Annotated in this window: 17 protein-coding genes; 3 read left to right on the forward strand and 14 right to left on the reverse strand. The window is 71.0% G+C overall.

Annotated features, from left to right (window positions below):
* Nucleotides 1-58: 58 nt before the first annotated feature.
* The 7 genes from AC54T1_RS07860 to AC54T1_RS07890 all read right to left on the reverse strand — a co-directional run bounded on the left by AC54T1_RS07860 (nucleotide 59) and on the right by AC54T1_RS07890 (nucleotide 7,171).
* A complete protein-coding gene (locus AC54T1_RS07860; RefSeq protein WP_496911598.1) occupies nucleotides 59-1,741 on the reverse strand; it encodes a peptidoglycan D,D-transpeptidase FtsI family protein in 1,683 nt (560 codons plus the stop codon).
* A gap of 731 nt (nucleotides 1,742-2,472) precedes the next feature.
* Complete coding sequence (gene ftsL, locus AC54T1_RS07865; protein WP_496911599.1) at nucleotides 2,473-2,892, reverse strand: cell division protein FtsL; 420 nt, start codon at nucleotides 2,890-2,892, stop codon at nucleotides 2,473-2,475.
* A complete protein-coding gene (rsmH, locus tag AC54T1_RS07870; protein ID WP_496911600.1) occupies nucleotides 2,889-3,914 on the reverse strand; it encodes a 16S rRNA (cytosine(1402)-N(4))-methyltransferase RsmH in 1,026 nt (341 codons plus the stop codon). Before rsmH ends, ftsL begins: the two co-directional genes overlap by 4 nt.
* A 141-nt stretch (nucleotides 3,915-4,055) precedes the next feature.
* The gene (gene mraZ / locus AC54T1_RS07875) at nucleotides 4,056-4,520 is read right to left on the reverse strand and encodes a division/cell wall cluster transcriptional repressor MraZ (protein ID WP_496911601.1); all 465 of its coding nucleotides are present in this window, start codon (nucleotides 4,518-4,520) and stop codon (nucleotides 4,056-4,058) included.
* Nucleotides 4,521-4,934: 414 nt separating this feature from the next.
* On the reverse strand, nucleotides 4,935-5,372 hold the full coding sequence (locus AC54T1_RS07880) for an SCO2097 family morphological protein (RefSeq protein WP_484345339.1): 438 nt from the start codon (nucleotides 5,370-5,372) through the stop codon (nucleotides 4,935-4,937).
* A gap of 40 nt (nucleotides 5,373-5,412) precedes the next feature.
* Entirely contained in the window at nucleotides 5,413-6,672 is a 1,260-nt protein-coding gene (gene dinB / locus AC54T1_RS07885; RefSeq protein WP_484345338.1) for a DNA polymerase IV, read from the reverse strand.
* A gap of 19 nt (nucleotides 6,673-6,691) precedes the next feature.
* Nucleotides 6,692-7,171 carry an SAV_6107 family HEPN domain-containing protein gene (locus AC54T1_RS07890; RefSeq protein WP_496911602.1) on the reverse strand — a complete coding sequence of 160 codons (480 nt, stop codon included), beginning with the start codon at nucleotides 7,169-7,171 and terminating at the stop codon, nucleotides 6,692-6,694.
* 55 nt (nucleotides 7,172-7,226) lie between these two features.
* Between AC54T1_RS07890 and AC54T1_RS07895 the strand changes: the two genes are divergently transcribed.
* Nucleotides 7,227-8,159: a spermidine synthase gene (locus AC54T1_RS07895; RefSeq protein ID WP_496911603.1), complete on the forward strand. Its 933-nt coding sequence runs from the start codon at nucleotides 7,227-7,229 to the stop codon at nucleotides 8,157-8,159.
* Here the strand turns inward: AC54T1_RS07895 and AC54T1_RS07900 are convergent.
* The 4 genes from AC54T1_RS07900 to AC54T1_RS07915 form a co-directional block, all read right to left on the reverse strand.
* On the reverse strand, nucleotides 8,147-9,085 hold the full coding sequence (locus AC54T1_RS07900) for a PAC2 family protein (RefSeq protein WP_484345335.1): 939 nt from the start codon (nucleotides 9,083-9,085) through the stop codon (nucleotides 8,147-8,149). The genes AC54T1_RS07895 and AC54T1_RS07900 overlap by 13 nt on opposite strands.
* Nucleotides 9,086-9,179: 94 nt before the next feature.
* A complete protein-coding gene (locus AC54T1_RS07905) occupies nucleotides 9,180-9,620 on the reverse strand; it encodes a response regulator (RefSeq protein ID WP_484345334.1) in 441 nt (146 codons plus the stop codon).
* Complete coding sequence (locus tag AC54T1_RS07910) at nucleotides 9,617-11,374, reverse strand: sensor histidine kinase (protein WP_484345333.1); 1,758 nt, start codon at nucleotides 11,372-11,374, stop codon at nucleotides 9,617-9,619. Before AC54T1_RS07910 ends, AC54T1_RS07905 begins: the two co-directional genes overlap by 4 nt.
* Entirely contained in the window at nucleotides 11,371-12,642 is a 1,272-nt protein-coding gene (locus AC54T1_RS07915; protein WP_484345332.1) for a PP2C family protein-serine/threonine phosphatase, read from the reverse strand. Before AC54T1_RS07915 ends, AC54T1_RS07910 begins: the two co-directional genes overlap by 4 nt.
* 137 nt (nucleotides 12,643-12,779) lie before the next feature.
* Here AC54T1_RS07915 and AC54T1_RS07920 point away from each other — a divergent pair, with 137 nt between their 5' ends.
* Together AC54T1_RS07920 and serA are read left to right on the forward strand one after the other, a co-directional pair.
* A complete protein-coding gene (locus AC54T1_RS07920) occupies nucleotides 12,780-15,023 on the forward strand; it encodes a HelD family protein (RefSeq protein WP_496911604.1) in 2,244 nt (747 codons plus the stop codon).
* Between the two features lie 45 nt (nucleotides 15,024-15,068).
* Nucleotides 15,069-16,280 (forward strand): phosphoglycerate dehydrogenase, encoded by a 1,212-nt coding sequence (gene serA / locus AC54T1_RS07925; RefSeq protein WP_484345330.1) that lies wholly within the window; start codon nucleotides 15,069-15,071, stop codon nucleotides 16,278-16,280.
* A gap of 113 nt (nucleotides 16,281-16,393) precedes the next feature.
* Here serA and AC54T1_RS07930 read toward each other — a convergent pair whose 3' ends face one another.
* The 3 genes from AC54T1_RS07930 to AC54T1_RS07940 all read right to left on the reverse strand — a co-directional run bounded on the left by AC54T1_RS07930 (nucleotide 16,394) and on the right by AC54T1_RS07940 (nucleotide 17,550).
* The gene (locus tag AC54T1_RS07930) at nucleotides 16,394-16,585 is read right to left on the reverse strand and encodes a DUF5302 domain-containing protein (RefSeq protein ID WP_484345329.1); all 192 of its coding nucleotides are present in this window, start codon (nucleotides 16,583-16,585) and stop codon (nucleotides 16,394-16,396) included.
* Nucleotides 16,582-17,097 carry a transcriptional regulator NrdR gene (nrdR, locus tag AC54T1_RS07935; RefSeq protein ID WP_484345328.1) on the reverse strand — a complete coding sequence of 172 codons (516 nt, stop codon included), beginning with the start codon at nucleotides 17,095-17,097 and terminating at the stop codon, nucleotides 16,582-16,584. Before nrdR ends, AC54T1_RS07930 begins: the two co-directional genes overlap by 4 nt.
* 93 nt (nucleotides 17,098-17,190) lie before the next feature.
* Nucleotides 17,191-17,550: a LysM peptidoglycan-binding domain-containing protein gene (locus tag AC54T1_RS07940; protein WP_484345327.1), complete on the reverse strand. Its 360-nt coding sequence runs from the start codon at nucleotides 17,548-17,550 to the stop codon at nucleotides 17,191-17,193.
* Between the last annotated feature and the right edge of the window lie 219 nt (nucleotides 17,551-17,769).

Genomic DNA, 17,769 nt, shown 5'->3' on the forward strand with positions numbered 1-17,769 from the left:
CGCGCTCCGGTGGCGGAGTCGTGGACGCCCGTGAGGTCGTGGACGCCCGTGAGCGCCGTCACCACGTCGCCGGGAAGAGGTCAGGAGCGGTCCCGGTCGGGGCGACCCCACGCTGCTGCAGCCCGAACGCCATGAGCTCGGAGAAGACCGGAGCAGCGGCGGTGCCACCGAAGATCGTGACCGTCGGATTGTCGATGAAGACCCCGATGGCCAGCTGGGGGTCGTCGACGGGAGCGACGCCGATGAACGACGCGAGGTACCTGTCGAGCCCTCCGGCACCGTCGGGCATCTGCGCGGTACCGGTCTTTCCTGCGACGCGGTACCCGCTGATCGCCCCGTTGGACCCGGTGCCCTCGACGACGGCGGACTCCATCATCTTGAGCACCTGGTCGGCGGTGCTCTCCGAGACGACGGGGACGGGATCCGGCACCTCCTTCGGGGTGAACTGACCGTCCGGCGACGACGTCCCTGCGACGAGGTGCGGCGTCGTGCGGACACCCCCGTTGGCGATCGTCGCGAAGACGTTCGTCGCCTGGAGCGCCGTCACCGACAGCCCCTGGCCGAACAGCACGTTGTACTGCGTCCGTCCGTCCCACTCGGCGGCGTCGCGCAGGAGGCCCTTCTCCTCCCCCGCGAGCTCGATGCCGGTCCGCGCACCGAACCCGAACTTCGTCAGGTAGTCGTGGCGCACCTGCACGGGTATGTCCTGCCCGGCCATGACCGTGCCGGCGTTGGACGAGTCGGCGAGGATGCCCGTCAGCGTCCAGTTCTCCACCGGGTGCGGGTGCGAGTCGTTGATGAGCTGGCCGTTGGGGGTCGTGTACTTGTCCCCCACCTGGTACTGCGTCGTGGGAGTCGCGAGCCCGGTCTCGATGAGCGCGGCCATCGTGATGACCTTCGCGGTCGACCCCGGGTCGAAGATCGTCGAGGTCGCCTTGCTGCCACCGAAGCCGACGGGCGCGTTGGGGTCGATGGAGCCCGCGTCCGCGAGAGCGAGGATCTCGCCGGTCCGCACGTCCTGCACCACGGCCCACCCGCCCTCGGCCCCCATCGCCTCCACCTGTCGGTCGAGGGCCGCCTGGGCCGTCCACTGCAGGTCGTTGTCCAGCGTGAGCCGCACGTCCGAACCCGGCACGGCCGGGTCGGTCGACTGCTCGCCCGTGGGGATGCGGTGGCCCTTGTAGCCCCGCTCGTACGTCATCAGCCCCGGCGTCCCCGACAGGACGTCGTCGAGCGCGTACTCGAGCCCGGACTGGCCGGTCCCCTCCGCCCCGACGAACCCGATGAGGTTTCCCCCGGTCGTGCCCGCAGGGTACGACCGCTTCGGGTCGGGGGTGCCGAAGACACCGGAGATCCCCAGGCCGCGGACGGCCTCCCACGTCTCCGGAGCAACGTCCTTCGCGATGATCTTGTGCTTGTTCTCGCCGACCATCTGCGCTGCGAGCTCGGGGGCAGAGAGGCCGAGCAGCGGTGCGAGGAGACGCGCTGCCTCGGGAGCTCCTCCGACCATCGCGCCCTCCACCTCGTGCTCCCACTCGGCGATCAGGGGTTGGTCGATGAAGATCTCGTAGCGGGTGACCGAGGTGGCGAGCACGACACCGTTCGCGTCGGTGATCTCTCCTCGCACGGCTGGGATCGTGACCTGCTTGATCCGCAGCGCCTGGGCCTTCTCGGCGAGTTCGTCGCCGAGATAGCCCTGGATGTAGACGAGACGGCCGGAGAACACGACCAGCACGAGCATGACGATCACGCTGAGGTAGCGGATCCGCCGATCAGGGTGGCCGGGCGCCGGCGCCTTGCGCGGACGATCGGCGCGCACCCGGTCCAGGACGCGTCGGTCGGCTCCGCCGCTGGCGGACCGTGGGGGCCGCCCGCCGGCCACGTCGCGTGACGCGGTGCGGGCGGGCGCGGCAGCGTTCCGCACGCGTGGTCGCGCTGCACCGGCGGGAGCACCGGTCCGTCCGGTGCGTGCACCGTCCGCGGGGCGTCCCGTACGCGCCGCACGTGCGGCACCACTGCTCCGGGCGGGACGCGGGTCGCCTGCTGCCACACGTGGGCTGCGAACCCGGTCCGGGACAGGTCGAGAGACCGTGGGGGCGCTCGGCCCCGCAGGTCGAGCCTGAGGCGACCTCTTCGCCACCGGCCGCTGGTCCGTCGCACGCTGACCCGACGCCGCGCCATCCTCCCGGACAGGCCGTGCGGGCCGCGCGTCGCGCTGACGGGCGGCCGAGGTCGGCCTCGGCGTCGGCCTGGGCGTCGTGCGTCCCGTCGCGCTCGTCGTCGGACCGTCCGCACGTGGACGGACGGCGGGGCGCGCCGACCGCGTGCCCGCCGTCCGCTCGCCCCCTGCGACCGAGGCCGCGCGCGGCTGCCGGGTCGTCGAGGCCTGCGACCGCCCACGCGGCGTCGCCCCCTCGCCGCGGGAGCCCGTGGGGCGCGGCACCCCGGCGCCACGCTCCGGTCGCCGCTCCGTCACTGCGTGCCGCCTGCTGCCGGGGCTCCGCCGTACACCGTCTGGTCGGCGAGCCGCAGCGTCCCCGGGTTGTAGAACCGGACCATGCCCAGCTCCGTAGCGCGCGCAGCGAGTGCCTGCGGCGACTTCTTCTCGTCGAGCGCTGCGCGGAGGTTGTCCCCCACCTCTGCCTCCCGCGCGAGCTCCCGCTGGAGGGTCTGCGCTTCGTACGCCCCGTTGGCCATCGCCGTGTTGAGCACGAGCGTACCGAGCAGTGCCGCGGCCAGGATCCCGATGCACAGGAGGACGAAGGGGACCCGGCTGCGGGAGTACGAAGGGGCTTCGACGAGCTGGAGCCGGGGCGCTTCGTTCGCGACCGGGGAGACGGGCGACCGGTCGGTCGACGTGACGCGTACGGCAGCGGCATGTGCACGGCTCATGGTGTGCGCTCCCTACGGGTCTTCATGTGGTCGGGGGTGGGTCGGATACGTTCGACGGCGCGCAGGCGCACCGATGCGGATCGAGGATTACGAGCGAGCTCGGCCTCGTCGGCCTCCTCGGCTCCTCGGGTGAGCAGCCGGAGATAGGCCCGGTGCGTCTCGGGCTCGACAGGAAGGTCGGGTGGCGCGCTCGAGGTGACTCCCCGCGCGAACGCGCGCTTCGTGAGCCGGTCCTCGAGCGAGTGGTACGACTCCACGACGAGGCGCCCTCCGACGGCCAGGGCCTCGATGGCAGCCGGCAGCGCTCGCTCCAGCACCTCGAGCTCACCGTTCACCTCGATCCGCAAGGCCTGGAAGGTGCGCTTGGCGGGATTGCCCCCGGTCTTGCGCGTCGCGGCCGGGATGCAGGCCCGGACGAGATCGACGAGATCGGCTGACCGCTCCCACGGCCTCGTGGCACGCCGCGCGACGATCGACCGGGCGATCTTCGCCGCGAACCGCTCCTCGCCGTACTCACGCAGGATTCGAGCGAGGGCGCGCTCGTCGTAGGTGTTGAGGACATCCGCCGCCGTCAGGTCAGCGGTCGCGTCCATACGCATGTCGAGCGGTGCGTCGTGCGCGTAGGAGAAGCCGCGCTCGGACTCGTCGATCTGCAGGGAGGAGACACCCAGGTCCATGAGGATCCCGTCTGCTCCCGAGATCCCCAGGCCGCTGAGGACCTCGGGGATCTCGTCGTACACCGCGTGGACGCCCACGAACCTGTCGCCGAACACTGCGAGCCGCTGCCGCGCGAGGCTCAGCGCCTGCGGGTCCCGGTCGATGCCGACAGCCCGGACGTCGGGAAACCGTCTCAGGACCTCATGGGTGTGCCCGCCCATACCGAGCGTGCAGTCCAGGTAGACGGCGCCGGGCTTGCTCAGCGCCGGGGCGAGCAGGTCGACGCACCGCTCGAGCAGGACAGGGACATGACGGTCCGCCGCATCGGTCGGACGTGCTGCATCCCCACCGGCGTCGTTCGTCATGGGCGTGTTCCTGTCCCTGGTCATGTCGGATGGTGTCGTGCTGATCGTCCGGGCCGCCGGATCAGGTCTCCCTCCGCGTCCCTCTGGCACCGGGGAAGTGCGCCAGAGCGGGCGGGAGGAGGCCTCATCCGACGGCCGCGCTCACATCCGCAGTCCTGGAAGGATCTCTTCCGCGGTGTCCGCATAGGTGTCCACCTGTTCAGCGAGGTAGGTCTCCCATGCGGCGGCGTCCCAGATCTCGACACGGGTGCCCGCACCGATGACGGCGACGTCGCGGGAGAGGCCGGCGTACTCCCGGAGGCTCGCCGGGATGGAGACCCTTCCCTGCTTGTCAGGCACCTCGTCGCTGGCTCCGGAGAGAAAGACCCGCAGGTAGTCGCGCGCCTGCTTGCTCGTCACCGGAGCCTGTCGGATCTGCTCGTACATGCGCGTGAACTCGTCCATCGGCAGCAGGAAGAGGCAGCGCTCCTGCCCCCGAGTCATGACGAGCCCAGATGCCAGCCGAGACCGGAACTTGGCGGGAAGGATGAGGCGTCCCTTCTCGTCGAGACGTGGTGTGTACGTGCCGAGCAAGAGGCCTGGGCCGCTGCCGAACAGTTCTGTCACTGTCCGCACCCCTTCCTTTTGCTCCAGCAATCCCCACGGTACTCCACTTTCCTCCACCTGCAACGAGAGCATGGGCAGAATTCACCCACTCTCGGGCCATTTGCGCAGGTCACGCAGCTGAGGCGTGGTGGAGGGCGTTGACGGTCCTGCGGCCGCGCAGCGGTCCGCGGCCGCCGAGGCCTGATGCCCGGGGCGCCCCGGCTCCCGACGGCGCGCGCACGACGGGCGCCCGCACAGTCAGGCGCCCAGGCGCGTCAGGAGCGCCGGGACCCGAGGGTGGAGGGAAGTGGGGCGGCGGGAAGCGGACCCACGACGCACATGAGCCCTACCGCAGTGCGGTAGGGCTCATGGGTGGTACGTGTCGTGCGGCCGGACGTGGGTCCGGTCGCCGTGGGACGTGGCGCCGCGTCGGGATCAGCCGCGCTCGTCGCGGCGACGCTCCCAGCGCTCCTCGAGTCGTTTCATGAACGACTGGCTCCGCCCGGAGGTCGCGCTGCCCGGCCGGGCTCCCTTGCCGCGCGGGCCCGAGCTCCGCGGTCGTTCGATCTTTCCGTCGCCGGCGACGATCCCCGTGGGCCCCGACAACGGCGCGGGTCGCTTCGGTTGTGCAAACGCGTACGTCACGGCTCCGAACATGATGACGAATCCCACGACGCCCACCCAGGGAACGGACTGAGCGACACCGAGCACGAGGAGCAGCAGGCCGACGAGCAGCCCTACCCCGGCGACGACGTAGCGGAGTCCCGACCGGGGGGACGAGGACTGGAGCGTCGTGGCGAGCCGTGGGTCGTCAGACGTGAGCTCTCGCTCCATCTGCTCCAGAACACGCTGCTCGTATTCGGACAGAGGCATCTCTACCCCCGCGCTCTCGGTGGTCGGACCGTGTCACTTCTCAGGATAGTTGCACATCCCGAACTACGGTAGTCGAGGAGGTCGGGCGCACCCCTGCACCGATCGCCCCGTGCCCGAAGCGCTCGCGCACCTGATCGACCGCGAGCTCGACGGACCTCGTCTGCGCGTCAGTGTCCTCGACCGCGTCCTCCAGCGTCGGCTGGACACCAGACCGCGAGCGCACCTCGAGCCCCTCCGCCCGAACGCCCACGAGTCGTACCGGAAGCCCGCGCAGATCCACCGACGAGACGAGCTGGCGCGCGACGAGATAGACCTCCCGGCCAGAGTCCGTCGGCGAATGGAGCGTCCGGGAGCGGGTGAGCGTTCGGAAGTCGCTCGTGCGCACCTTGACGCTGACGGTGCGCGCGAGGAACCCGTGGGAGCGGAGACGCGCACCACACCTGTCTGCCAGCTCGAGGAGCTTCGACTCGACCACAGAGACGTCGTACTCGTCGCGCGCGAACGTGCTCTCGCCACCGATGCTGCGCTCCTGCCGGACGGGCTGGACCGGTCTGGGGTCGCGCCCCCACGCCAGGTCGTGCAGGTGCGCAGCGGAGGCGACGCCCAGGATCTGTCGGAGCACGCCGCGGTCCGAGTGCGCCAGCTCCGCCACCGTCGTGATCCCCCACCGAGCCAGGTTGTGCTCCGTCTTCTCTCCGACTCCCCAGAGAGCGCCCACCGGCAGCGAGTGGAGGAACGGCACCGCGGCGGCGCGAGGGACGAGCATGAGCCCGTCGGGCTTCGCGTGCGTCGACGCGAGCTTCGCGACGAACTTCGTCGAGGCGACACCCACCGAGCACGTGATCCCGAGCTCCCCGGAGACCCGCTCCCGGATGGCACGCGCGATGTGCACGGCTGGTCCGAGCCGCCGTCGCGCACCGGAGACGTCGAGGAACGCCTCGTCGACGCTCACCTGCTCGACGACCGTCGTGACGTCCCGCAGGATCTCCATCGCGCGGCCCGAGACCTCGCGGTAGGTAGCGATGTCCGGTGGGATGGTGACCGCCTGCGGGCACAGACGTCGTGCCATCGCAGCAGGCATGGCCGATCGCACGCCGAACGCCCTGGCCTCGTACGTCGCTGCGAGCACCACCGCGCGGTCGGAGCCTGCGACGATCACCGGCTTGCCGCGCAGATGAGGCCGACGAGCGATCTCGACCGAGGCGAAGAACGCGTCCATGTCCACATGAAGGATCGAGCAGCCGTCCTCGTCGTCCCCCCACGACCGTCGGGCGTCGCGCGCCCGGGGCGCCCGGCTCACGGCGTGGCCCCTCGTCGGATCATGACGCCCAGCCAGCGTCCGCGACAGCGTCGCCACCGAGGTGCGCACTCACGACATCCCTGAAGTCCTCAGCCGCAGCCACCCACCGCGCTGCCAGCGCATCGTCGACCATGTCCGAGCGTCCTGCAGCGACAGCCGCTCGGAGCCGGGCGCCAGCCTCGAAGTACGCGGCCCAGTCCGCGAGCCGGGGCTCCGCCTTCTGCAGCTGCTGCCAGGCGCTCCGTGGGCGACCCCGCGGGGGATGGACTCCCGCTGCGGCGAGCGCGGCTCCCGCGATGCGGAGCGCCGCGAGGTGCGCGTGGAGGAAGCGCTCGGCGGGGTCGGACGCAAGCTGGGAGGCCAGCAGCTCTGCATCACCGCGGCCGAGCATCTCCATGGAGGCGCGCGAGATGGGAGCCCGCCCGCGTGGAGGAGCGTCGACGAGCGTCCGCCCGACCGCCCCTCTGTCCCTCGTGCCCATGATGACCTCCCCGCTCATTCTCGAACACCTGTTCGAACACTGTCAAGCAGTCCGGACCACCTACGCTTGCTCCATGGCCCGTCGCCCGTCCCGCACCGCATCCTCCACCGGGCCACTGACACCCGGCTCGCGGGCCCCCCTCCCCTCCGGACCCGTCACCACGGACCACGGGGTGGTGGAGATCGTCCGCGACCGGGACGCCCCCACGGCACTCACCCTTCTCGTCAACGGTGCACCCAGCTCCTTCATCGACCTGGACGATCCGCGGCACGTCGGGTTCGAGTACATGGAGATCATGTGCGCGATCATCGACGAGGTCCGCGAGGGTCCGGTCGACGCCGTCCACCTCGGCGCCGCAGGGTGCGCCATGGCCCGGTACATCGACGCGGCCCGGCCGGGGTCACGACAGATCGGGATCGACATCGACGGACGCCTGCTCGAGCTGGTCCGGGACTGGTTCGCCCTCCCCCGCTCGCCCCGGCTGCGCCTGCGCGCCGGAGACGCGCGCGACCAGCTCGCGTCGCTCCGATCGGCGTCCGCCGACATCGTCGTCCGCGACGTCTTCGCCGGGGACCGCACTCCCGAGCACCTGCTCACGCGCGAGTTCGGGGAGGAGGTGCTCCGCGTGCTCCGGCCCGGCGGGGTCTACCTCGTCAACTGCGCCGACCGCCCGCCGCTCGTGACAGCCAGGTCCGAGATTGCGACGCTCCGCGCAGCGCACGCCGCCCACCCGGCGGCCGGCGCAGGGAGCACGGCGGACCTTCAGCTCGCCCTCGTCTCCGAGCCCGCACTGCTCAAGGCGCGCAGGTACGGCAACCTCGTCCTCGCGCTCGTCGCCCCCGGCGGAGAGCCAGGGGACCCGCTCCTCGGATCAGCGACGCTGGCCCGGCGTCTGCGCACGCTCGCAGTGCCGGCACACATCGTCCTCGGTCCCGAGCTCCGCCGCTTCGCCGGACAGGCGCCGGAGCTGCGCGACCCGCAGGAAGCGGGCGGTCAGCTTCCCTGAACGTCGCCGCGGTGCTGCGAGAGGAACTTCTCGAACTCCGCGCCGAGCTCGTCCGCCGTCGGCAGGTCGGTGGCGTCGGCGAGCAGGTTCTCGCGGGCGGCCGACTGAGCGAACGCGTCGTACTGCTCCTCGAGCGCCTTGACCACCCCGGCGACGTCCTCGGACTCACGCATCTGACGGGCGATCTCCTCGTGGGCCTCGTCCGCGGCCGGGGCGAGCTCCTCGACGCGCAGTGCCAGACCGGTGAGGCTCTCGACCTGGGTGAGCGCCGCCGCCGTCGCCGGCGGATACACGGACTGCGCAAGATAGTGCGGCACATGGATGGCATACCCCACCGCGTCCCGACCTCGCTCGCCGAGGCGGAGCTCGAGGAGGCTGGCTACGCTGCCGGGCACCTTGACCCTGCCGAACCACGAGACCGATGCCCCGGCGAGGGTCTCGCGCGTTGCGTGGGTCGTCGAGGACACGGCGCGGGTGTGCGGCACGCCCATCGGTATGCCGTACGCCGACACCGTCAACGACACCGCGAACCGCTCGACGAGCTGGCACACCGCTTCGACGAACCGCTCCCACTGCACATCGGGCTCGCTGCCGTGGAGCACGAGCACCGCGGTGCCCTCGGCGTCCCGCACGAGATCGATCGCCAGCACCGGCGCTTCGTACTCGGCCCACGACCGGGCGTCGAACACCATCATCGGTCGCCTCGAGCGGTAGTCGAGCAGCTGGTCGACGTCGAACGTCACAAGACGCTGGGCGTCCCCCTGCCCGAGCAGGTGCGTCGCGGCCGTGCCGGCGACCCCACCTGCGTCGACGAGACCCCGCACCGTGTTGATGAGCACGGGCCCGGTGCCGCCCGCCGTCGCCGGCAGCCCGAGCTCCGACTCGACCACGGCGTCCACCTCGTAGATCCCCTGAGGATCAAGCACCACACGTCTCCTGTCGCTGGTCGTCCGCGGACCGCGCTGGCGGTCCGAACCTCCGAGGGGTACAACGCTCCCGGCGGTCCGATTCTTCCCGCGGTCAGCGAGAGGGGAGGCGCACCACGGACACGAAGAAGTCGTCGATCTGGCGGACGACCTCGATGAAGCGGTCGAAGTCGACGGGCTTGGTCACGAACGCGTTCGCGTAGAGGGAGTAGCTGCGCACGACGTCCTCCTCGGCCTCCGAGGTGGTGAGCACGACGACAGGGATCTTGCGGAGCTCGGGATCCGACTTCAGCTCGGAGAGGACCTCGCGCCCGTCCATCCTCGGCAGGTTGAGGTCGAGCAGGATGAGGTCCGGCGTCGTCGCCCCGGCGTAACCACCCTCCTTGCGGAGGTACTCCATCGCGCTGACGCCGTCGCTCACCACCGAGAGGCGGTTGGCGACCTTGTTGTGCTCGAACGCCTCCTGGGTCATGAGGACATCACCCGGGTCGTCCTCGACGAGCAGAACCTCGATGATCTGGGTGACGTCGCTCACATGTTCTCCTTGCGATCCGCGGACGGACCGTCGACTCGGGCGGGCGCAGCCACTTCGGCGCTCTCTGCGGACGAGGATACCGCCACCCCCGTGCCATGGGGTCCGACGACGTCCCAGCCGGCCGGAGCCGCCTCGTCGATCGTGGTGGAGATGACGTCAGGCAGCGTCCACCGCACCGTGGTCCCGTCGGTCCGTTCGGGGCTGCTCGCGTCGTCGTCGCCGGCCTCCACCTGCGTGGGCTCGTCGATCCAGATCTCGCCTCCGTGGAACTCGACGATCTTCTTGCACAGCGCGAGGCCGATGCCGGTGCCCTCGTAGACGTCCTTGGCGTGCAGACGCTGGAAGATGACGAAGACCCTGTCGAGGTACTGCTTCTCCACCCCGATGCCGTTGTCGGTGCACCACAGCTCCCACATCTCGTCCCTGCGGCGCGCGCCGACCCGCACGTGCGGGTCGCGGCCGGGTGCCCGGAACTTGATCGCGTTCCCCACGAGGTTCTGGAAGAGCTGGACGAGGAGCCCGTGCTGGCCGATCACCGTCGGGAGCGGGTCACGGTCGACCCGGGCGCCGGTCGTCGCGATGGTCTCGCCGAGGTTCGCCAGCGCCACGGCCAGGGCGTCGTCCAGGTCGACGGGCTCAGGGTCACCCAGCGAGCGCCCGACCCGGGAGAACCCGAGGAGGTCCTGGATGAGGCGCTGCATGCGCTTGGCGCCGTCGACGGCGAAGTCGATGTACTGGTCCGCGCGGTCGTCCAGCTGGCCGCCGTAGCGCTTCTGCAGCAGCTGCGTGAAGCTCGCCACCTTGCGCAGCGGCTCCTGCAGGTCGTGCGACGCGACGTAGGCGAACTGCTCGAGGTCACGGTTGGACCTGCGCAGCTCCTCGGCCTGCTCCGTCACGAGGCGGTGCGCCTCGGCGATCTCGGCCCGGGACGTGCTCGCTGCGGCCATCTGGGTGACGAGGGCGACGCGCATGGTGTCGACCGCACCGGCGAGCGCCGCGATCTCTCCCGGGGCCTGCGTCCGGACCGCCTGGTCGAGATTCCCGTTGCTCACGGTCTCGGCCTTCGCCGCGAGGTCGGCGATCGGCTCGAGCACGCGCTGACGAAGAGTCCGCCAGAGCGCCAGGCCGACGACGAGGCCGGCGAACGCGAGCATGATCACCGTGAGGAACAGTGCCTGCGTCCACGACGCCAACGTCTCGGCGGCATCGTTGCGGGCCTCCCGCAGCCCTGAGACGAACGCGTCGGCGGCCTTCTCGGCCTCGGCGCCGAGCGTGGCCCCCTCGGTGAGGAGGTCCGCAGGCACAGCGTCCGGTCCACCGGCGCGCACGAGCTCCCTGACGGGGTCGGCGAAGTCGTCCTCCCAGGCGCGCGCTGTCGCCGACGCCTCGTCGAGAGACTCGACGAGCACCGAGTTGCTGCCGAGCTCGCGGACCACGTCGCTCCGCACGCTCTCCGGGCGTCCGCTCTCTCCGTCGACCGGTTCGAGCGTGCGCTCGTAGCCGGTGACGAGGTAGGCGTCCATCGCGACCTGGGCGTCGTCGATCCATGCCTGGTGCTCCTGGGCCGCGACGATCGCACGGAAGTAGAAGTCGGTGACACGAGACTGGTAGTTGACGACCTGCACGAGCGCGACCACGGCGAACGCCACGATGACGAGGAGCACGGCAGCGGACGCTCCGAGCATCCGGGCGAGGTGGTGTCGGAGCGTCGGCGACGCCTCGGCGTCGGCGGTCGGGGTTCCGGACGTGCTCACTGCCACTCCTCCGCGTCCGCGAGCGTCGCCGTCCGTCGGCCCGCGGCATCGTCACCACGACCAGGCCAGCCGACGAGGAGCACGGCGGCGTCGTCTGCCAGGCGTCCCCCGTGCGCCGAGTGCACGCGGTGCAGGAGCCGCTCGACGAGGTCGTCCGTCCCCGCGGCGAGCTCTGCATCCACGACCTCGAGGAGACCGTCGAGACCCAGGCGGGCAGCGACCTGCACGCCCGGCCCCTCGAGCACCGTCGGCGGGGCGTCGAGGATCGTCGTCTCGAGGAGACCGTCGGTGTAGATCATGAACCACCACGTGTCGCCCAGCTCGACGCGCGTCGGCTCCCACCGGCCGTCGACCGGGATGCCGAGTGCCGGCCCGCGCCCCTCGGCGGACATCGGGGTGCTCACGTCACCCAGGACGATCGGGGCCGGGTGCCCGGCCAGGTACAGGTCCGCCGAGCGCCGGTCGGGAGCCACGACGACCTGGCACAGGGTCGTGAACGTCTCGGGCCGTGCCCGTTCGTGGACGAGCACGCGTTCCACGAGCGACAGCACCTCGCCGAGCGGCACCCCCGCGAGCACGAGCGTGCGCCAGGCGGTGCGCAGCGTGGCACCGAGCGCTGCCTCGTCCGGGCCGTGCCCGGCGACGTCGCCGACGATGCAGGCCAGACTTCCGTCCGGCCGCTCGAGGACGTCGTAGAAGTCGCCCCCCAGGAGTCCGCTGCCTCCGGGCAGGTACCCGACATGGATCGAGAGGCCCGTGTCACGTACGACCGGTCGAGGGAGGAGCGCCCGCTCGAGGCGCGCGGTCTCCTCCGCACGCACGGCGTTGCGGTAGATGGTCCGCTCCTGCTCGTCCGAGCGACGGCGCTGGACGGCGTACCGGACGGAGCGTGCAAGGAGGTCGGGGTCGATGTCGTTCTTCACGAGATAGTCCTGCGCGCCTGCAGCGACGGCCGCGACGCCCATCTCCACGCTCGACAGGCCGGTGACGACGACGAGGGCCGGCTGCTCCGGGGCGGCCCGCAGCGCCGTGACGCCGGAGAGTCCGACGGAGTCCGGCAGCCCGAGGTCGAGGAGCACGCAGTCGACGTCGAGCATGCCGAGAGCCTCGTCGACGGAGCGCGCCCGGGTGAGGAGCACCTTCAGGCCTCCGTCCTCGAACATCGTCTCGACGAGGACGGCATCGCCGTCGTCGTCCTCGACGAGCAGGACCCTGACCGGCCCCTCCTCGCTCGGCGCTGTCACGTCGGGGTCTCCTGGGTCGGGCATGCCCACGATCGTAAACGGTGGCGAGCGCTCCTCCTCCCCCCGGTGACGGACGGCGGCGCACGAGTCACCGCGGATCAGCCATAATGGACGGCCGCGATCGGCTGACGACGCGATCCCCTCGTCCCGGAAGGACACGTGTGAGCGACCAGGCCGCTGAGGTCAGCCTCGAGCAGCAGACCGTCGATGCCCTGTACGCACGCCTGGACGAGCTTCGCGCCGCCGCCCGCGGCCGACTCCGGGACGTCCGGCGCGGAGGCCCGAGCGGGTCACCGCAGAACCGGAGCGAGCGTGACGCCTTCGCCACGCTGTACGAGGACCGCATCGCGCTCCTCGACGCCGTCGAGGACCGGCTGTGCTTCGGTCGTCTCGACTTCGACGCGGGTCCCCCGCGGTACATCGGGCGCATCGGCCTCACCGACGTGGAGCACACGTCGATCCTCACCGACTGGCGCGCCCCCGCCGCCCAGGCCTTCTACCGGGCGACGGCTGCCCACCGGGACGGCGTCGTCCGACGCCGTCACCTCGTCACGCGCAGCAGGCGGGTGACCGGGATCGAGGACGAGATCCTCGATCTCGAGATGTCGAGCGAGGATCAGGCCGGGCTCGCGCTCTCCGGCGAGGGCGCCCTGCTCGCGGCACTCACGGCCGGCCGCACCGGACGGATGGGTGACATCGTCGCGACCATCCAGTCCGAGCAGGACACGATCATCCGCGGAGAGCTGCAGGGCGCGCTGGTCGTGCAGGGCGGCCCCGGGACCGGCAAGACCGCCGTGGCGCTGCATCGCGCCGCCTATCTCCTCTATGCGCACCGCCGGCTCCTCGAGCGCTCCGGCGTCCTGCTCATCGGGCCCAGCCAGTCGTTCCTGCGGTACATCGACCAGGTCCTCCCCTCGCTCGGCGAGACCGGCGTCGTCAGCACGACGATCGCCGACCTCCTGCCCGGCATCAGCGCGCGTGGGGACGAGGACCCCCGGGTCGCCGAGATCAAGGGGCGCCCCGAGCTCGCCGGCGTGATCCGTCGCGCTCTGGCGGCCCGTCAGCGCGTGCCGGAGGCCGACGTGCACGTGCGCGTCGACGGGCACGACATCGTCGTCCGTCGACGCGACGTGCGCGACGCCATCGCCCGCGCGCGTCGGCACCGCAAGCCGCACAACCTCGCACGCGTCTCCTTCGTCCGGGACATGCTCTCCCGGCTGGCCGACCAGTACGTCGAGCAGATGCGCTACCCCCTCGCGGACGACGAGCGCGGCGAGATCATCGAGGAGCTGCGGACCACCCGGGAGATCAGGATCGCGCTCAACCTCGCCTGGATGCCCCTCACCCCCCAACGGCTCGTCGAGGACCTCTACATCAAGCCTCACCGGCTCGCGGAGGCGGCCCCGGGGCTCTCGGCCGCGGAGCGCGCTCTGCTCGCGCGTCCCGCCGGCTCGCCCTGGACGGAGGCCGACGTCCCGCTGCTCGACGAGGCCGCAGAGCTGCTCGGCGAGGACGACCAGGCAGCCCGGGCGCAGGCACGCCGCGACTCGGAGGAACGTGCCCGCGACCTGGACTACGCGCGTCAGGTGCTGGAGAGCTCCGGTGGCGGCGGCATGGTCAACGCCGAGGTGCTCGCGCAGCGGTTCAGCGCTGGTGGTGGATACCTCACGACGGCGGAGCGCGCCGCGAAGGACCGCGCGTGGACCTTCGCTCACCTCGTCGTCGACGAAGCGCAGGAGCTCTCCGCGATGGCGTGGCGGATGCTGCTGCGCCGGTGCCCCACACGGTCCATGACGATCGTGGGAGACGTGGCCCAGACGTCGTCGCCCGCCGGTGCCCGGTCGTGGTCAGCCATGCTCACCCCGCTCCTGCGGGACTCCTGGCGCCTGGCCGAGCTCACCGTCAACTACCGCACACCGCAGACCATCGCGTCCGCCGCTCGTGCGATGGCGCTCGAGGCAGGGCTCCCTGTCTCCCCCCTCACCTCGGCCCGCGAGGTGCCGGACGCGCTCGTCGTGCGGACCGTCCCCGCCGCCGAGGTCGTACCGGTGGCAACCCGCGAGGCCCAGGACGCCGTCGCGCGTCTGCACCGCGCGGGCCAGGGCGGGACGGTCGCCGTCATCGCACCCGCACCGCTCGTCGCGACGACGCGGGACTCCGTCGGCGCAGCCCTGGCGTCGGACGAGGCGTCCGCAGCCATGGTCTCCGTCCTCAGCCCGAGAGAAGCAAAGGGCCTGGAGTTCGACGTGGTCGTCCTCGTCGAACCCGCGCAGGTGCTCGCTGGCCCCGGCGGCGCCTCAGACCTCTACGTCGCCATGACCCGCCCGACGCAGGCTCTGCGCATCGTGCACGCCGAGCAGCTCCCCCCGGGCATGCGCGAACAGGGCACGCCGATGTCCGAGTGACAAGACCCGTTTGGCTGGCGGCGCAGGAGAGAGGAGCATGACTACGTGCTCAAAGCCCTGCTCCTGGAAAACGTCCACCCGCTCTCCGTCAAGATCCTCGCGGACCACGGCATCGATGTCGAGGTCCGGTCCGGGGCGCTTGACGAGGACGAGCTGATCGAAGCGCTCGCGGGCGTCCACATCCTCGGCATCCGCTCCAAGACGCAGGTGACCGAGCGGGTCATCGCCGCGTCGAGCGAGCTGTTGACGATCGGTGCATTCTGCATCGGGACCAACCAGATCGACCTGCGCGCCGCTGCGAGCCACGGGGTCGCCGTGTTCAACGCACCCTTCTCGAACACGCGGTCCGTCGTCGAGATCGCACTGGCCGAGATCATCTCCCTCACGCGTCGCCTCACGGAGCGGGACAAGGCCCTGCACGACGGCGTCTGGGACAAGTCCGCCGAGGGCTCCCACGAGGTGCGAGGTCGCACGCTGGGCATCGTCGGGTACGGGAACATCGGCACCCAGCTCTCCGTGCTCGCTGAGAACCTCGGCATGTCCGTGGTGTTCTTCGACACCTCTGAGAAGCTCGCGCTCGGCAACGCGCGCCGGCTGGACACCCTCGAGGAGCTCCTCGCCGTCGCGGACATCGTCACGCTCCACGTCGACGGCCGCAGCGGCAACGCCGGCCTCTTCGGTGCCGCGCAGCTCCAGCAGATGAAGCGAGGGGCGGTCTTCCTCAACCTCTCCCGCGGCTTCGTCGTCGACACCGCCGCGCTCCGCGAGGCCATCGTCTCGGGGCACCTCGCGGGTGCCGCGATCGACGTGTTCCCGCACGAGCCGAAGAAGCGGGGTGACGCATTCGAGTCCGAGCTCCGCGGGCTGCCGAACGTCATCCTCACGCCGCACATCGGCGGTTCGACCCTTGAGGCGCAGGAAGCCATCGGGGTGTTCGTCGCGAACAAGATCCGTGACTACGTCCGCACCGGCACGACGACGCTCAGCGTGAACATGCCCAACCTCGCGCTGGAGAACTCCACGGGGGTCGCCCGCGTTGCCCACCTGCACCGCAACACCCCTGGCGTGCTGGCCGCGGTGAACAAGACGTTGGCCGAGCACGGCACGAACATCGAAGGCCAGCTGCTGGCTACCCGCGGGGAGATCGGCTACGTCGTCACGGACGTCGGGTCGACGCTCGAGGCAGCGGTGATCGAGGCGCTGCGGGGCATGGACCAGACGATCAAGCTCCGCGTCCTCACCGAGGCGCGCGCCTGAACGGCCCCGGACACGACGAAGGGCCCGAACCGTTGACCACGGTACGGGCCCTTCGTCGTCGCGGGCGCGCAGTAACAGGAGGCACCGCCACGGCCTGTGACGGTGAGCGGGACTCAGCCCGACTTGCGTCGGAACGTGCGCTGCACGGGTCCGGTGGTCTCAGAGGAGTGCACCGACCCGGTGTTCGACGAGCCCTCGCTCGTTCTGTGGCGCGCTGCGTTCTTGCGCTCCAGCGCCTCCTTGAACTTCGCCTTCGTGTCCGCGCTGACCGCCGCGGTGTCCTTGTCCTCGCTGTCGTGCGTCATGAGGCCTCCTCTTCGTCGTCGTGCCGGTCGCTGCCTGGGCCGTCGTTGTCCGCCGCTGCGGCCTGCTCGTGCTCAGCACGGAGCAGGTTGATCGCTGCCTCGAAGTCCTCGAGGGAATCAAACCCCTGGTACACGCTCGCGAAGCGCAGATACGCGACCTCGTCGAGCTCGCGCAGCGGGCCGAGGATCGTCAGGCCGATCTCGTAGGCGTCGAGCTCGGCGCTTCCCGTCGCGCGGACCGACTCCTCGACGCGTTGTGCGAGCAGCGCGAGGTCATCCTCGCTCACCGGCCTCCCCTGGCACGCCTTCCGTACACCGTTGACAACCTTCTCGCGGCTGAACGGCTCGGTGACTCCGGATCGCTTGACGACGGAGAGGCTCGCGGTCTCCAGGGTGGTGAAACGTCGGCTGCACTCAGGGCACTGGCGACGTCGCCGGATCGAGGCGCCGTCGTCGGAGGTGCGGGAGTCGACCACACGAGAGTCCGGGTGACGGCAGAACGGGCAGTGCACGGGCGCCTCCTGAGCATCGACTGCGAGCGTCGATCGACCCGCTGTCCGGTGCCACCCTACGCGGGACCCGGCCGCCCGCGCACGTGCTTACCCTCAGCGCACGGGCAGGAGGATCTGCTCGCCCACCTGCAAGGCAGCGCTGCTGCGCCCGTTGAGGGTGATGATGTCGGCGACGACATCACGCACGTCCTCCCCCGGCAGCGCGACCGAGGAGGCGAGTGCCCACACCGTCTCGCCCTGGGCGATCGTGTACGGCACCACCTCGACGGGATCCCCCGGTCCGCCTGCGAGCGCGCGCCCGCCGAGGAGCACGCCCCCGAGCACGAGCATCACCGCGAGCATCCACAGGACGACACGTCCGCGGCGCGTGAGGACGAGGTCGGGTTCCCGGATCGTGCGGGCGCTCGTCGGACGGGCCGCCAGGGCCCCGGTTGCGCTCGTGCTGTGCGCCATGATCGCTCCTTCCAGTTCGCGGGTCGGCGTCAGCCGGACCCCGCGATCGAACACATGTTCGTAGAACAAGTGTACGAACGACGCCCCAGATGGCAAGGGGTCGGGCCCAACACGCTCGAACATGTGTTTGAAACGTGGGCGGCACAGCCCTAGGCTGAGGCAGAACCGTCGAGACGCACTCGACCACGACCCACTGACACCGGGCGCGGACAGGTGGCC

The organism is Sanguibacter sp. Z41_6 (assembly GCF_059621145.1).

What these genes read in the sequence shown, in the direction of transcription:
- AC54T1_RS07860 (WP_496911598.1), bottom strand. Translation starts at nt 1,741, where the DNA reads ATGCTCGTGCTGGTCGTGTTCTCCGGCCGTCTCGTCTACATCCAGGGC.
- ftsL (WP_496911599.1), bottom strand. Translation starts at nt 2,892, where the DNA reads ATGAGCCGTGCACATGCCGCTGCCGTACGCGTCACGTCGACCGACCGG.
- rsmH (WP_496911600.1), bottom strand. Translation starts at nt 3,914, where the DNA reads ATGACGAACGACGCCGGTGGGGATGCAGCACGTCCGACCGATGCGGCG.
- AC54T1_RS07880 (WP_484345339.1), bottom strand. Translation starts at nt 5,372, where the DNA reads ATGCCTCTGTCCGAATACGAGCAGCGTGTTCTGGAGCAGATGGAGCGA.
- AC54T1_RS07890 (WP_496911602.1), bottom strand. Translation starts at nt 7,171, where the DNA reads ATGAGCGGGGAGGTCATCATGGGCACGAGGGACAGAGGGGCGGTCGGG.
- AC54T1_RS07895 (WP_496911603.1), top strand. Translation starts at nt 7,227, where the DNA reads ATGGCCCGTCGCCCGTCCCGCACCGCATCCTCCACCGGGCCACTGACA.
- AC54T1_RS07915 (WP_484345332.1), bottom strand. Translation starts at nt 12,642, where the DNA reads ATGCCCGACCCAGGAGACCCCGACGTGACAGCGCCGAGCGAGGAGGGG.
- AC54T1_RS07930 (WP_484345329.1), bottom strand. Translation starts at nt 16,585, where the DNA reads ATGACGCACGACAGCGAGGACAAGGACACCGCGGCGGTCAGCGCGGAC.
- AC54T1_RS07940 (WP_484345327.1), bottom strand. Translation starts at nt 17,550, where the DNA reads ATGGCGCACAGCACGAGCGCAACCGGGGCCCTGGCGGCCCGTCCGACG.